Below are 14,584 nucleotides of genomic sequence, written 5' to 3' on the forward strand. Positions count from 1 at the left end.
GAAGCCTGCTGCTTCCGCCGCCTAGAGGTGAATGGTCGAAACCGCCTCAAGGCTGTTCTGCGCGGCCTTGCTGATTTCATCGGCAATCTTGAGCAGCGCGTTCTTTGCCGGAGAGTCCTCTTCGAGGTACACCACCGGGGTGCCCAGATCGCTCGCCACAACGGTGGTCGGATCGAGCGGAATCTCACCGAGGAACGGCAGGCCGTACTTCTCGGCCAGTTCCTTGCCGCCGCCCTTCTTGAAGAGATTGATCTCCTTGTGGCAGTGCGGGCAGACGAGGCCGCTCATGTTCTCGATCACGCCGAGCACGCTCGCGTGGGCGTACTGCAGGAAGTTGACGGCCTTGCGCACGTCGGCAAGGGACAGTTCCTGCGGCGTGGTCACCACCACGCACAGCGCGTCCGGAATGGTCTTGAGCACGGTCATGTGCTCGTCGCCAGTTCCGGGAGGCGAATCGATGACCAGAAAGTCGAGCTCGCCCCAGCACACGTCGGAAATGAACTGACGGATGGCGGAGGTCTTCATGGGACCGCGCCACAGGACGGCCTGGTCGGTGTCCTTGAGCAGGGAATCCATGGAGACGGCGTAGAGGTTGTCGTCGTACTTCTTGGGCTTGATCAGACCGCCGCGCTCGTCGCCTTCCAGCTGACCGGAAAGACCGAGCAGACGGGGAACGCTGGGGCCGTGGATGTCCACGTCCATGATGCCGACCTTGAAGCCGAGCTTGGCCAGCGCGGCCGCAACGTTGACGGTGACGGAGCTTTTGCCCACGCCGCCCTTGCCGCTCATGATGAACAGCTTATACTTGATCTTCTCCAGTGTGCTGGAGATCATCTGGTCCTGAATGATCTGCTTGGCGCTCGGCTTATTCTCGCCGCCGCCACCAGAGGAACAGGAGCTGCATCCGGATTGGGTCATTGTCTCTAGCCTCTTCGTGGTTACTCTTAGCCGTTCACACCGTGACGGTTCCAGTGCCTCTCCGTCCGACAGCCGGGCGGGGGACGCATTGACGATAATCCTTTTCTGGCCGTTGACCAGAGCCAAAGGAGAATTTTTTCACAAAAATCGCGGTGATCAGCGAGCCTGCCGTTCCGACACGCGGTCCAGCAGGACCACAAGCGCGAATCCCGTCGCCATCAGCAATACGGCAAACATGAAATCCCCGTCAAATGCAGGAAGCACGTTTGCGTCGCGCAGGACGTGCACCTTGCCGCGAATGATCTGCGTTTCGAGCACTTCCTTCCACGGCCATACCTTGCGCAATGCGCCGATCATGAATCCCGTGAGACAGGCCACGGCCAGCGCGTGCCAGCGCACGAAAAAGACGTGCAGCACCCGCGAAAAGGACGTGATGCCGATGACGCATCCACAGGCGAAGATCGCAAGCACCGCAAGGTTGCCGGGATCAAACGGATTGCGCAGCGCTCCGGTTATATACTCGTATTTCCCGAGGATCAAAAGCAGAAAGGCACCGCTGATTCCCGGAAGGATCATGGCGCAGATGGCGATCATGCCGCACAGCAGGATGAACCACCACGTCTCGGGTGTGGTGACGGGGATCATACCCACCACGAACCAGCTGAAGAGGGTTCCGGCGACGAGCCATGCCCAGCACGCAGGAGTCCAGCGCTCCACCCGGCGGCTCACCACGAGGATGGACGCGAGGATAAGGCCGAGAAACAGCGCCCATATCTGTACGGGATACGACTTGAGCAGCATGTTCATGACACCCGCCATGGACACGAGCGCCAACCCGAGGCCCGCGAGAAGCGGCACGAGAAAGCGCAGATGCACCTGCGCGATGCAGCCCGCCAGATCGAACCGGAGCAGTGCGCCGATGGCGCGCAGGTTCACCGATCGAATGGCGGCGATGAGGTCCTCGTAGATGCCGGTGATAAAGGCCACCGTACCGCCCGAAACGCCGGGAACGATGTCCGCCGCGCCCATGCAGAAGCCTTTCGCGGCCAGCACGAGCGCGCGGGAGAACGTGTCCGGTCCGGGACCGGAGAACAGGGCCTGCCTGAATGTCATGGATTGTCCGCCGAGTTGAGGTTCGATGCGTTTCGAGGGCATGTGGCCCTACCAGCCATGCGTTCCGATGAGATCGACGAAGACGACGCCGCCCCTGCTCTCCTGCGTGATTCGCCCGTCCTGCTTGCGCACGAGGACGAGGTCCTGATTCCGGCGCGACGCGCCCACGGGCATGAGCAGCATGCCGGGATCGGCCAACTGGTCGAGCAGCGGCTGCGGCAGTTCGGGTCCCCCGGCGGTGACGATGATGCGGTCGTACGGAGCATGCTCCGGCCAACCGAGAGTCCCGTCATCGAGCTTGAGACGGATGTTGAAATATCGCAGTTCCGTCAGCCGCTTCCGCGCGGCGACGTGCAGTTCGCGGATGCGCTCCACGCTGTAGACCTCCGCCCCCATCTCGGCGAGCACGGCGGCCTGATAGCCCGACCCGGTGCCGATTTCGAGCACCCTCATGCCGGGCTGGACGTCCAGCAGGTGCGACATGAGCGCGACGATGAACGGCTGGGAGATGGTCTGCTTGAACCCGATGGGCACGGGGTGGTCCTCGTAGGCTTGCGCCTGAAGGGCCTCCTCCACGAAAAGATGACGCTTGATCTTGCGCATGGCGTCGCAGACGGCGAGATCATTGATCCCGCGCGCCTCGATCTGGTCACGAACCATGCGTTCCCTGTTCCGGCGTAAGTCGACTTGAACCATAGATGTTCCCGATGAATGCACGCCGCCCTTTCGCTGTCCATCCCGTGATGGAGCGGCTGTGACGACCCGCTGATGCAGACCAGATTTCACCAGTCAAGTCAACATGATCCGCCAGCATCGACGCATTCCCTTGACAGCGCCGGACAACTGTGTCGAGTATTGTCCATACGACAAAAAGGAGCACGCGATGCTGACAGTCAACGATCTGATGACAAGGGATGTCTTCACGCTGCGCGGAACGGACACGCTCAAGACTGCACGCTCCATGATGTCACTCGCCCGGATACGTCACATTCCCATCGTGTCCAACAGCATGAAATTCATGGGGCTTCTCACCCACAGGGACATACTTGCGGCCACTCTGTCACAGTTTGCTGACGTGGACAGAAAAACGCAAGACGAAATCGATTCCGGAATCCCCATCCGCGAGATCATGCGCACCGACGTCACGGCCGTCACCCCGGAAACCCCCTTGCAGGAGGCTGCGGAGCTGCTGCTCCACCACAAGTATGGCTGCCTACCCGTCGTGGACAATGACGAACTTGTCGGCATCATCACCGAGGCTGACTTCCTGAAGCTGACCATCCGCCTGATGGACATGCTCGATCTCGACTAGCCAACGCGTAGCTGACTCTTCCTGCCAAAACGCTCGCCGCCGTCGGGTCGGCTCCATCCGATCATTCGAACCTCATTCGCCAAACAAACGGAGAGCCGTCGCCATGCGGCGTGAAAGGTTGGGGGGCGTCGTCACAGAATCTGAAACCGCGTTGCCTTCATGCGGTCGCAAGCGCCCACTCGTGCCGCGTGATCAGCCCCAGACCTCACAAGGATTAGAGATTATCTACACAGGGCAAAAACCTTGCATGGCTTGCCTGTGGATGGCGTATCGATATCCACTACCAATCGAATCCCTTCAATGGTCCTGATAGTTTCATCGTCAAGCAGGACATTCTCTATCACGAAGCATCCCAGTTCTTCGCATCGCCTGTCAAAGCGCTTGTGCACCTCGCCATGCGCACCGATGCCACATCCGTCAATAAGGATGAAAGACGGAGAGCAGGCGAGTAGAGCCTCTAATGCTGTCTCGTCAAGGAAGGTGTCGGCCCGTGCGTAATCATCACCGCCATAGCCAAAGCGATGCAAAACACCCGTATAAAGAAAGACTGCCTTTCCCGTGAAATCGCGCAGAGGAATAGCCTCCGCAGTGGGCATGCCGTTGGCGCAGTCTATAATCTCGACAGCCAACTCGTACACGCGACGAGATGGCTGCGCTGTATAACAGTCAAGATGCGTCCCGATATGCCCCATCGCATCAACGGCGTCGGATTGGGCCTTGGCCCATTGATAAGCAGGATGGCTGGCATCCACAGATACATGAAGCGGCACAGATCGCACTCGCTATCCTCCAAATTCTGGTTTTACTGAAGGCCACTTTTGGCCTCCAACAGTCCTCCGCCCTTCTGCCGCTTCCTGGGGCAAACGTCCTGACATTCGCTTGCCTACTGAGGCGCCCAAGTACAACAAAAGGCCCCCGTCCTTACGGATGGGGGCCATGTTTTGAGCTATGCGGATAGTGCGGATTTGCCCGCCGCATCCATGACGCGAAGGCAGGAAAATCCGTTCATGCGCCGGCTACAGATCGAACGCCGTGTTGCCCAGCGGCTTGGCCCCGGCGAGTTCGCTCATCTCGTTGATGAGGTCGATGGTCTTCTGGGCCTCTTCCTGTTCCACCTTGCTGATGGCAAATCCAGCATGGACGAGCACATACTCGCCAACTGCCGGCTTGTCCTGCATCAGCATGAGCGAACACTTCACGAAGGTCTGAGAGTTGCCGACCTGCACGGTCGCCAGTTCGTCGTCGAGGAGTTCAGAAATCTTACAGGGAGTAGCTAGGCACATGGTCGTATCCTCAAAATCCGAAGTTTACGAGGGATTGCGCGGGGTCCAGGTTCCCCCGACGGCCTCGATTTCCTTGAGCGCCATATCCATCATCTCGGGAATGCGCGAGGTCAGTTCCTCGCTGATTTCAAGAGACGGGCTGGACTGATAGTCCTTGGGCTCGATGCCGACGACGACGGCCGCCGGGCGCTTGCCGGTAATGAGTTCGCAACAGCACATGGTTTCCAGAAGGTCCATGTCGTGCACGGAATTCTTGAACGCCAGAGAGAGCTTGAGGTCGTCACCATCGAGCCTGTAGAGCGTTCCGGGTTCGTGTCCGTTGATGACCGCATCGATAACAATCACGTGATCCGCTTGCGAGATCATGTCCGTGAGGATGAGTCCCCTCACGCCGCCATCGACGAGTTCCGTATTTTCGGAGAAATCGTAGGTATCCTGCAAGCGTTCCAGAACTCTCACCCCGATACCTTCATCGCGAAGCAGGATATTGCCGCAGCCCAGAACGAGAATCTTCTTGTCGGTATTGGTCACTCGCACTCCTGACGGTCTGGAAAAAACGGGAACCCGGCCCGTCTTATGCCGGGCCGGGTTCCATTTATAGTCGTTTCAGAACCGATGTCTACCCAATTTAGCAGACCTTGAACTTGTAGACCTCGTTACTCTTCGGATCGATCACATGCACGCCGCAGGCGATGCAGGGGTCGTACGAATGAACGGTACGGAGGATTTCCACAGGACGCTTGGGATCGAACACCGGGGTGCCGATGAGGGCTTCTTCCACCGGGCCGAGGGTACCGTCGTCGCTGCGCGGGCCAAGGTTCCAGGTGGAGGGAACGACCAGCTGGAAGTTCTTGATCTTGCCGCCCTCGATCTCAATCCAGTGGGACAGCATGCCGCGGGGGGCGTTGACGAAGCCGACGCCGAAGGCCTTGTCGGGCATCTCAAAGGGCGCGACGATGTCGACATTGCCCTTGGCGATGTTCTTTTCGAGCTTGTCGATCCACTTGACCATCTCGTCACCGATGAGCTTGGTCTCGATGCAGCGGGCAGCGGTACGGCCCAGAGTGGAGAACAGAGCTTCGGGTCCGACGCCGAGGTGCTTGAGCACGGTGTTGACCAGCGCGACGGTCGGCTCGTGGCCACGGCCGTAGGCAACCAGCACCTGAGCCAGAGGACCGACCTCGGTGGACTTGCCGTCGTAGCGGGGAGCCTTCATCCAGCTGTACTTGCCAGTGTCCTCGGAGGTCATGCGGTCCATGCCGGTGTACTCGGGATCGGTGACGCCCTTCCAGGGATGCTTCGGGGAGTCGTCCTTGTACCAGCTGTACTTCACACCCTCTTCGATCTTCTGGAGGTCGAACTTGTGGATGTTGGTGATGTCGCGGTTGTAGATGACGCCGGAGGGCAGGAAGCGGCTGTCCATGTTGGCTTCATCAGTCGGGAACTCACCGCAGGTCTGGAAGTGCGTGGTGCCGCCGATGCCGCCCCAGTCGAGGTAGTACGGAGCTACCGCCAGCACGTCCGGCAGGTAGGTGTGGTTCACGAAGTCCATGGTCTCCTTGTAGAGAGCCTTGAACTGCGCGATGTTTTCCTTCTTGAGGGCGTCGTAGCAGGTGATGCCGCCCTCGTAGAGGCTCTGGGTGTGCGGATTCTTGCCGCCGATGATGGCCATCATGCGCGAAGGCAGGATCTGGAGCTTCAGAGCCTGCAGGTAGTGATGGGTGGCCAGCAGGTTGAGTTCCGGCGGAAGCTTGTAGGCCGCGTGCGGCTCAAGGAAGTAGGCGTTGGAGAAGATGCCGAGCTGACCGGAGCCGACGAACTTCTTCAGACGGGCCTGAGTCTCCTCAAGCTCCGCAGCGGTATGCTTGCGATGGCCGAGTCCGGCGCCGTTGGCGAGGTCGGCAGCCTTCTTGGGGCTAGCGGACAGAGCGCTGACGACGTCGACCCAGTCAAGGGCGTGCAGGTGATAGAAATGCACGATGTGGTCGTGCAGGAACTGCGCGCCGAGCAGCATGTTGCGCAGGACGATGCCGGTCTCGGGGATGCGCTTGTCAACGCCGATGGCGTTGTCGACGCAGCGGGTGGAGGCCAGGGCATGGACGTGCGTGCACACGCCGCAGGAGCGCTGGGTGAAGTGCTTGGCGTCGCGAGGGTCGCGACCCTGCAGGATGATCTCGAGACCGCGGAAGAGCTGCGAGCTGGACCACGCATTCTTGACGCGGCCGTTTTCGACTTCCACTTCGATACGCAGATGACCCTCGATCCTGTTGATGGGATCGATGACGACCTTACCGGTGTAATCCCCGACAGGAGTGACCGGGGCCGCTTTGGACTTACAACCAGCCATAACTTCCTCCTAAATGATATTTCGAGCAGACTTCAATTCAACCAGTACGGACCCAAACCGTCGAGGTGTTAGCCTTCCTCGTAGAAGGGGCTCATCTCGTCCCAGAAATCAGGCTCGGAGCAGCCGATGCAGGGATGGCCGGCCTGGATGGGGAAGCTGACCTGGTTGAACAGGACCTTCGGGCAGTTGTTGTACGTATTGGGGCCCTTGCAGCCCAGCTCGTACAGACAGTAGCCCATTCTGGCCTCTTCGGAGTCGAAGGAGGGAGCAAACTTGCCTTCCTCGAAGTACTTGAGGCGGGGGCAGTTGTCGTGAACGGTTTCGCCGTAGAACAGAACAGGACGGCCATTGTCGTCCAGCTCGGGCATACCCTTGGTCAGGAAGTAGACCACGGTGCCAATGAAGCTCATCGGGTTCGGCGGGCAGCCGGGGACCTGAATCATGGGAGCGCCGCCCAGCGCTTCGCTGCAGCCGACGGAGCCGGTCGGATTCGGGGCGGCCTTCTGAACGCCGCCGTAGGCTGCGCAGGTGCCGATGCAGATGGTGGCCAGAGCCTTGGGGTAGATCTCCTGCAGGATGGACAGCATGGTCTTGCCGCCAACCTTGCCGTAGATGCCGCCGTCCTTGGTGGGCACGCCGCCCTCAAGCACGAGGACGAACTTGCCGGCCTTCTCTTCAACCGTCTTGTGCAGCACTTCTTCGATGGCTTCGCCAGCGCACTGCATGAGGGTTTCGTGGTAGTCGAGGGAGAGCACATCGAACAGGACTGTCGCGATGTCGGGCTCGGTGCTGCGCAGGATGGACTCGGAACAACCGGTACATTCGGCGAAATGCAGCCAAACGACGGTGGGGCGTTCCTTGGCCGTGAGGGCCTCGGCCACCTTGGCAGGAGTGAAGGACGCATCCGCAGCCATGGCGGCGGATACAGCGGCACAGAACTTCATGAACTCACGGCGTGAAATCCCTTTTGCCTTCAGAGATTCCATGACGTCATGCTTACCGCTACCAATTGCACATTTCATAAGACACCTCCATAGTTACCAAACAGCGGCGGACCACTCCGCCAAAGGACATGGCGTTCCATCCAACCGTTCAAGTCTTATGGAATCAGCACTACGCGAATACTATTTCGTGATTAGAAACCACAAATGCAAATGTCAGTCAATGGAAAAACCCCATTTTTCCCAGTAATTGACGGCAATTTTCGACATTCTGCATGATGAATTAAATGATATGCAGAACAGTATTACCATTTCTTGAATCGTATACACTGCATTCCAATCATTGAATCAGTGCCGCATACAATAATGTTTGAACGAATAACCAGTTGACGAATCGCTTCCTCACGCGTCACCAGTCACGATGGATACGCAAAAATCCCTGCCACAAGCCGCAATTTGCCATATCACCGATGCGGTGCCGCAAAATCACGGCCTGCGACAATGCGCGCACGTTTTTGCGCCACCTCCAAACTCGACACTTGACATGAGAAAAAAATGACCGGGCTTGGCATGAGCCACAGAAAGCGGTATGCCTCGACGCCAAGGCATCCCTTCTCCCATCGCGGAGGGGAATGACACTCCACAAACCTTCAATCCCTACATACGAGTGGCATGAAAAAAATCGTCAGTCTCTCCATCGTTCTCTTTCTCGTAGCGGCTCTGGGCATCAGCGCCCTGTTCTACTTCAAGGATATGCAGGAGCCCGAACTCGCGCTGACCCCGAACGGCGGCTTCCTCGGCGCCGAAACGGTGTTCACCCTCGAAGCGAACGACCTCGGGACCGGCATCCGCACGCTGACCGTCACCGCACGTCAGGGCGACAAGACCGTCACCCTCCTCTCGACCGACACGTTCGAGGACCCCACCCACGCCGTCCTCAACTTCACCCATTCGCAGGCGAAATTCCGCAACGGTCAGGTCGTGGTGACCGTGGACGCCACGGACCGCTCCATCTACGGCTTTGGCGCTGGCAACACCGCCAGCAAAAGCTGGACCTTCGAGCTGGACACCAAGAAGCCCATGATCTCCGTACTGTCCACCCAGCACAACGTCAGCCGTGGCGGCGTCGGCTGCGTGGCCTACACCGTGAATGAGGACGTCTCCGAAAGCGGCATCCGCGTCGGTGAAGAATTCTTCCGCGGCTACAAGCAGGCCAACGGCCAGTTCCTGTGCTTCTTCACCTTCCCCCACTACATGGAGGAGAAGGACTTCGCGCCCATGCTCTTTGCGACGGACCTCGCAGGCAACACCCGCAAGGGCTCGTTCTACTATCATCTGATTAACAAGCCCTTCCGCCACGACACCATCAACCTCTCCGACGGCTTCCTGAACGCCAAGATGCCGCAGTTCGAGGACGACTATCCCGACGCTGCGAACCAGCTGGAACGCTACCTGCTGGTGAACCGCGAGCTTCGCGTCAAGAACCGCGCGGCCATGCATGAGCTTGGTGCCAAGAGCGAATCCCGCCCGCTGTGGCAGGGCCGCTTCGAGCGCCTGCCCAACGCGGCCAACCGCGCCCAGTTCGGCGATCACCGCACCTACCTCTACAACGGCCAGGAAGTGGACCAGCAGACCCACCTCGGCATCGACCTCGCCTCCGTGCAAAATGCGCCCATTCCCGCCGCGAACTCCGGCAAGGTCGTGTTCACGGGCTTCTTCGGCATCTACGGCGAGACCGTCGTCATCGACCACGGCTGCGGCCTGATGACCCTCTACGCCCACATGAACGAGATCAGCGTGAACGTCGGCGACATGGTCGAAAAGAGCCAGATCATCGGCAACACCGGCGCGACAGGCCTTGCCGGTGGCGACCACCTGCACTACGGCGTGTTCCTGTCCGGCGTGCCGGTCAATCCCATCGAATGGTGGGACGCCACCTGGATCAAGAACAACATCACCTCGCGCATGTAGTTCCCGATCCTCGCGAAACGACAAAAGGCCCACACCGGAAGGTGTGGGCCTTTTCTTATACGCTGGCGAAAGATGAAATGCCGCCGCAGACTGGCCGACGACGAGGAACATCGTTCCATCGTGCCCGGCCTGACGGAAAAAGTTGGCTGTGGCGATGCCGCGCAGACGCGGCTACCACTCGATGGGCGGTTCCCCGTGTTCGCGCAGATATGCGTTGGCGCGGACGAAATGCCCGCAGCCGAAGAAACCGCGATACGCGGACAGCGGCGAGGGATGGGCCGCTTCCAGCACGAGATGGCGCGACGCATCAACGAGCGAGGCCTTGCTGCGCGCAAAATTGCCCCACAACATAAACACGAGATGCTCCCGTCGCTCGGACAGTGCCTGCACAATCGCATCGGACAGGCGCTCCCAGCCGAGGCGTCCGTGCGATCCCGGCTTGCCCTCCTCCACCGTGAGCATGGCATTGAGCAGCAAAACGCCCTGCCGTGCCCAACGGGTCAGGTCAGTGGACATGGGGTGCTCCAGCCCGCCGTAAACGCTCGCCGTGATCTCCTTGAACATATTGCGAAGCGATGGCGGCGCTGGCACGCCCTCCGGCACGGAAAAGGACAGGCCATGCGCCTGCCCCGGCCGGTGATAGGGGTCCTGCCCCAGCAACACCACCCGCACGGCGTCAAAAGGCGTCAGGCGCAACGCGTTGAACTCCATGCCGCGCGGGGGGTAAATGGTACGGTCGCCACGCAGGGCATCCGCCCTCGCCAGCACGTCCTCGTGATAGCCCTCGGCCATGAGGGGGACATTGCGCGTCCAGCCTTTGAGATTCTCGTGTTGCATGTCGGTACGAAAAAGCCCCCCGGGCCGAGTGGTCCGGGGGGCCGTTTTGTTGATGGTGATCCGGTTCTCCCGCAGGGGAACTAGGCGATGCCCAGCTTCTTGCGCTGCTTGATCAGGGCCTCGGCCTGCTCCTCGAAGGAGGCGAAGCCAGCCTGATGCATGGCGTCGAGCACGGTGCCTTCCCAATCCCAGCTGGCGTAGATGACCGGCTTGTGGAAGGTGGCGCGGAAGTGCTGCATCTCCTGACGGTAGAACTGCTCCTTCTCGGCGTCGAGGTTCTCGCGCAGCTGCTCAGCAAAGCGAGCCAGCTCGCCCTCGTACCATTCGAGGAAGTCGGCGGGCGTCTTGTACTTCTTGAGGATGTGCCCGTAGTTCTCGGCTTCGAGAAGCTTGATCAGGTGCTGGAGGTGCTGCTCCTTGACCCAGCGTCCGAGGCCGGACACGGGGATGTTCAGCGCCTCAACGGCGGCCATGTCGTGCTTGGTCTGGTGGTAGGTATCGGGCACCACGGATGCGGAGGTGATGCCGGCGATGGCCACGAGACCGCGCAGGATCAGGCTATTGGACACGCCCTGACCGCAGAAGCCAACCTTCTTGGCAAACTTCTGACCGGTGAAGATGGTGACCAGAATGGCCCACACGACGGCCGGATCCTCTTCGTCGTAGATGTGCTGCAACCGGGCGTTGTCACGGTCGGTGGCAAGCACCATCTGCGTCATGTCGTTGGAGCCGATGGAGAAGCCATCGAACTCCTCGATGAACTGCTTGGCGAGAATGGCGTTGGCCGGAATCTCGGACATGAGGATCAGCTTGAGGCCGTCCTCGCCCGCCTTGAGCTTGTGGACCTGCTCAAGGTAGCGCTTCATGCTGCGGGCTTCCTCGATGGTGCGCACGAAGGGCAGCATCATCATGAGGTTCTTGCCGCCGAACACGCCACGGGCAAGCTTGAAGGCCTCGATCTCCCAGTCGTGGATATTGCGGGAGACGCCGCGGAAGCCGATCATCGGGTTGTCCTCGTGGGTCTCGAAGAGGCTGCCGCCGATGAGGTTCCGGTACTCGTTCGACTTGTAGTCGGTGGTACGGTAGATGATTTCCTTGCCGTAGAAGGCCATGGCGAACAGCGCAAGGCTCTGCGACAGGGTCTGGACGTAGTGCTCACGGCCGTTGCGGTAACCGCGCGACTTGATGATCTCGCGGATGCGCTCGGGCAGGGTGCGGACTTCCTCGATCTCCTTGGCCAGACCGGTCTGACGGGAGACCTCGCGGCGCATCTCACCGATGCGCTTGAGGACGTCGCGGACGTAGGCGCTGTCCTTGATGCCCTGCACGTACTCGTGAATCTTGCCCTGAAGCTCCTGACGGCTCTTCACGCTGTGCGTGTCGTGGCCGGTGAACTGCTCCAGCACCTCAGCCCAACCCATGATGACGGCGACGTGTGCTTCGAGATCCTCGGAGGTCTTGAGCACGTCGAGGCGATGGGTGGCCAGTTCGAGATGGTGATCGAGCTGCTTGTCCAGTTCACGCATGTGGCGATGGATGGCCAGCACCTCGTCGGTTCCGCCGGGGGTGCTTTCGCGCTCGGTCAGCGCCTGAATCTGGGAGGCGATGCCGGTGATCTCGCCCACGTAGTCGCGCAGCTTGAGATCGAGGGTACGCACGCCGGTGGCCAGCTGCTCCTTGACGAGCTTGGTCAGGCGGGCGTCGAGTTCATCGAGCTTGCGGTTGACCAGCGTATCGAGCAGGCCGGTGTCGTAGGCTTCGAGAGCCATGGGATGGATGGCGATGTTGCCGAGCATGAACTCGGCGCGCAGCAGGCCAACCTCGAAGTCCGGCACATTGCGCAGGCGCGACAGGAACAGCGACTGACCCACGTCGGCGAGAATGAGGCCGACCTTGGTCTTGGTGGTGGGCAGCGCTGCGGTGTCAATCTCGCCGCCAACCTCGATGAGGGGCAGCTTGCCGCGGTACACCTTGCCACGGGAACCATCGACGGTCACTTCCTGACCATCGAGGTTGCGCAGCACCTCGGCGCGCTGGATGCCGATGATGGCGGGGATGCCCAGCTCGCGGGAAGTGATGGCGGCGTGGGAGGTATCGCCACCCACGTCGGCCAGAATGGCGGAAGCGATGCGCATGCCGGGGACCATGTCGGGATCGGTACGCTCGGCGGCGAGCACGTCGCCCTTGTTGACCTTATTCAGCTCAAGAGCGGAACGCAGGAAGCGGACAACGCCCTGCCCTGCGCCACGGGATGCGCCGTTGCCCTCGATGATGGCCTCGGCCCGGGTCAGGGCCTTGGGATCGACTTCGAGCCTGCGCATGAAGATGGTGTGGGGATGCTGCTCGAACTCCTCGTTCCAGCGGGTCTCGGGGCGTGCCTGCACGAACCAGAGCCTGTCGGACGAATCGATGCAGAACTCGGAGTCCATGATCATGCCGCCGTAGGCCTTGCTGATGGCGCGCACGCCACGGGCCACTTCCTCGGCCTGGGCCAGCGACAGGGACCACTGGTAGGCGTCGAAGGAGTCGACCTTCACGAGCTGGGTTCCGCCCTCGGGATCGTAGATGATCTTCTTGTCCTTGAAGCCCATGTTGCGGATGACGACTTCGGCGTTGTCATCACGCTTGAAGACGTAGAACTTGTCCGGGGTGACCATGCCGCCAACAACGGCCTCGCCCAGACCATAGCTGGCGTCGATGGACACGAGGTCCTTGCGGTCGGTGCCGCGGCAGCCGGTGGCGGTGTCCGCGGAGAAGGCGGTACCGGAGATCACCGGATTGATCATGCGCATGATGCACACGGACAGGGAGGTGTTCTCAATGGCCCACTCTTCCTTGGCCGTGGCAGCGATGGAATCATTGCCGGTGCGCTCGGCCTCGGCGATGGCGTCGAGAATGGCCTCGCGGCGGTAGGTCATGCTGCGCAGGTTGTAGGCGGAAGCGCAGTCCCAGTGGTAGGCTTCGACGCAGTTGTTCTCGCCCACGATATTGAGATAGGTGTCCTGCAGGCCGGCGAAGGCCTTCTTGCGGCTATCCTCGCCTGCTGCGGAGGAACGCACTGCGACGGGAACGTCTTCGAGACCGGCTTCCTTGCAGATGGCGTTGTATGCGCTGCGGACTTCGCGGCCAACCTCGGCGGGCAGTTCGACGGACAGAATGGCCGTCTGCACCAACACGGAACGCTTGCGCAGCTGGTCGATGCCTTCGGGAGAGGTGGCAAATCCGTCAACAACGTTATTGATGAAGGAGCGCAGGCGAACCTTCGTGCCCTCGGAGGCGGAGTCGCGAACCTTGCGACCGACACGGCGGACGAACTTCTGGAGGTAGTCGGTATCTTTGTTGACTTCCTCGCTGTTCCAATCGATGCGCTTGTATTCCTCTTCCACGAGAGAACGGACCAGGGCCGCATCGACCTTGGTCTCATCCAGCGTCTTATGGAAGGCAATGGAGGAGATTGCCCTGAACTGCGGGGCCCTGATTCCATCGACCTGGCTGATGATGGCAGTATTGTAATTCTTGCCGCCAACAACGATTTCGGCATCCTCGCCGATGGAAACGATGTCTGCGCCGGTAAGAACAATCTTGTCAGTTATGGCGTCCAGTTTGGTCGTCTGCTTTTTCGCGGGCGTGGTGGCGTTCTTCTCAGCGTCAGCTACCTTCTGCTGTCCTTTGGCCATTCTCTCCTCCTATGAGAGCAGATCGGAAGAATTGATCATTTATTGCGCGCGCGAAATCGCGCGCCGGTCAGGCTCTAGAAAACTATGTCGGCGTTGGTCAAGAACTAATTGGTTTGTGAGGAATATAACCTAATTGTACATACGCCCAACGGTCCGATCACGTCAACGTTTTCACGGGAACGGCC

The 14,584-nt window shown here is 60.2% G+C and carries 12 protein-coding genes; 2 read left to right on the plus strand and 10 right to left on the minus strand.

The window, feature by feature from the left end:
* Nucleotides 1-21: 21 nt before the first annotated feature.
* The 3 genes from GGQ74_RS02750 to GGQ74_RS02760 form a co-directional block, all read right to left on the minus strand.
* Nucleotides 22-918 (minus strand): Mrp/NBP35 family ATP-binding protein, encoded by an 897-nt coding sequence (locus tag GGQ74_RS02750; RefSeq protein WP_167940001.1) that lies wholly within the window; start codon nt 916-918, stop codon nt 22-24.
* A 156-nt stretch (nt 919-1,074) separates the two neighbouring features.
* On the minus strand, nt 1,075-2,031 hold the full coding sequence (locus GGQ74_RS02755; RefSeq protein WP_167940002.1) for a DUF368 domain-containing protein: 957 nt from the start codon (nt 2,029-2,031) through the stop codon (nt 1,075-1,077).
* Between the two features lie 48 nt (nt 2,032-2,079).
* Nucleotides 2,080-2,727 carry a protein-L-isoaspartate(D-aspartate) O-methyltransferase gene (locus tag GGQ74_RS02760; protein ID WP_167940003.1) on the minus strand — a complete coding sequence of 216 codons (648 nt, stop codon included), beginning with the start codon at nt 2,725-2,727 and terminating at the stop codon, nt 2,080-2,082.
* Nucleotides 2,728-2,914: 187 nt separating this feature from the next.
* Between GGQ74_RS02760 and GGQ74_RS02765 the strand changes: the two genes are divergently transcribed.
* On the plus strand, nt 2,915-3,343 hold the full coding sequence (locus tag GGQ74_RS02765) for a CBS domain-containing protein (RefSeq protein ID WP_167940004.1): 429 nt from the start codon (nt 2,915-2,917) through the stop codon (nt 3,341-3,343).
* Between the two features lie 221 nt (nt 3,344-3,564).
* Here GGQ74_RS02765 and GGQ74_RS02770 read toward each other — a convergent pair whose 3' ends face one another.
* From GGQ74_RS02770 to GGQ74_RS02790, 5 genes are all read right to left on the minus strand, one after another.
* Nucleotides 3,565-4,122 carry a hypothetical protein gene (locus GGQ74_RS02770; RefSeq protein ID WP_167940005.1) on the minus strand — a complete coding sequence of 186 codons (558 nt, stop codon included), beginning with the start codon at nt 4,120-4,122 and terminating at the stop codon, nt 3,565-3,567.
* Nucleotides 4,123-4,359: 237 nt separating this feature from the next.
* On the minus strand, nt 4,360-4,626 hold the full coding sequence (locus GGQ74_RS02775) for a HypC/HybG/HupF family hydrogenase formation chaperone (RefSeq protein WP_167940006.1): 267 nt from the start codon (nt 4,624-4,626) through the stop codon (nt 4,360-4,362).
* A 24-nt stretch (nt 4,627-4,650) separates the two neighbouring features.
* A complete protein-coding gene (locus tag GGQ74_RS02780) occupies nt 4,651-5,157 on the minus strand; it encodes a hydrogenase maturation protease (RefSeq protein ID WP_167940007.1) in 507 nt (168 codons plus the stop codon).
* Between the two features lie 97 nt (nt 5,158-5,254).
* A complete protein-coding gene (locus GGQ74_RS02785; protein WP_167940008.1) occupies nt 5,255-6,973 on the minus strand; it encodes a nickel-dependent hydrogenase large subunit in 1,719 nt (572 codons plus the stop codon).
* 68 nt (nt 6,974-7,041) lie between these two features.
* On the minus strand, nt 7,042-7,995 hold the full coding sequence (locus GGQ74_RS02790; RefSeq protein WP_167940009.1) for a hydrogenase small subunit: 954 nt from the start codon (nt 7,993-7,995) through the stop codon (nt 7,042-7,044).
* Nucleotides 7,996-8,586: 591 nt separating this feature from the next.
* Between GGQ74_RS02790 and GGQ74_RS02795 the strand changes: the two genes are divergently transcribed.
* Nucleotides 8,587-9,885 carry a M23 family metallopeptidase gene (locus GGQ74_RS02795; RefSeq protein WP_167940010.1) on the plus strand — a complete coding sequence of 433 codons (1,299 nt, stop codon included), beginning with the start codon at nt 8,587-8,589 and terminating at the stop codon, nt 9,883-9,885.
* A 171-nt stretch (nt 9,886-10,056) separates the two neighbouring features.
* On the opposite strand, the gene ung is transcribed toward GGQ74_RS02795, so the two are convergent.
* Together ung and GGQ74_RS02805 are read right to left on the minus strand one after the other, a co-directional pair.
* Nucleotides 10,057-10,722 (minus strand): uracil-DNA glycosylase, encoded by a 666-nt coding sequence (ung, locus tag GGQ74_RS02800; RefSeq protein WP_167940011.1) that lies wholly within the window; start codon nt 10,720-10,722, stop codon nt 10,057-10,059.
* 80 nt (nt 10,723-10,802) lie between these two features.
* Nucleotides 10,803-14,399, minus strand: a complete 3,597-nt coding sequence (locus GGQ74_RS02805; RefSeq protein WP_167940012.1) for a PEP/pyruvate-binding domain-containing protein — start codon at nt 14,397-14,399, stop codon at nt 10,803-10,805.
* Between the last annotated feature and the right edge of the window lie 185 nt (nt 14,400-14,584).

This window comes from Desulfobaculum xiamenense, assembly GCF_011927665.1.
Classification (GTDB): domain Bacteria; phylum Desulfobacterota; class Desulfovibrionia; order Desulfovibrionales; family Desulfovibrionaceae; genus Desulfobaculum; species Desulfobaculum xiamenense.

Bases quoted from the DNA above. Each gene is read 5' to 3' on its own strand.
- GGQ74_RS02760 (WP_167940003.1), bottom strand. From the start codon at position 2,727: ATGGTTCAAGTCGACTTACGCCGGAACAGGGAACGCATGGTTCGTGAC.
- ung (WP_167940011.1), bottom strand. From the start codon at position 10,722: ATGCAACACGAGAATCTCAAAGGCTGGACGCGCAATGTCCCCCTCATG.
- GGQ74_RS02795 (WP_167940010.1), top strand. From the start codon at position 8,587: ATGAAAAAAATCGTCAGTCTCTCCATCGTTCTCTTTCTCGTAGCGGCT.
- GGQ74_RS02805 (WP_167940012.1), bottom strand. From the start codon at position 14,399: ATGGCCAAAGGACAGCAGAAGGTAGCTGACGCTGAGAAGAACGCCACC.
- GGQ74_RS02750 (WP_167940001.1), bottom strand. From the start codon at position 918: ATGACCCAATCCGGATGCAGCTCCTGTTCCTCTGGTGGCGGCGGCGAG.
- GGQ74_RS02775 (WP_167940006.1), bottom strand. From the start codon at position 4,626: ATGTGCCTAGCTACTCCCTGTAAGATTTCTGAACTCCTCGACGACGAA.
- GGQ74_RS02755 (WP_167940002.1), bottom strand. From the start codon at position 2,031: ATGACATTCAGGCAGGCCCTGTTCTCCGGTCCCGGACCGGACACGTTC.
- GGQ74_RS02790 (WP_167940009.1), bottom strand. From the start codon at position 7,995: ATGAAATGTGCAATTGGTAGCGGTAAGCATGACGTCATGGAATCTCTG.
- GGQ74_RS02765 (WP_167940004.1), top strand. From the start codon at position 2,915: ATGCTGACAGTCAACGATCTGATGACAAGGGATGTCTTCACGCTGCGC.
- GGQ74_RS02785 (WP_167940008.1), bottom strand. From the start codon at position 6,973: ATGGCTGGTTGTAAGTCCAAAGCGGCCCCGGTCACTCCTGTCGGGGAT.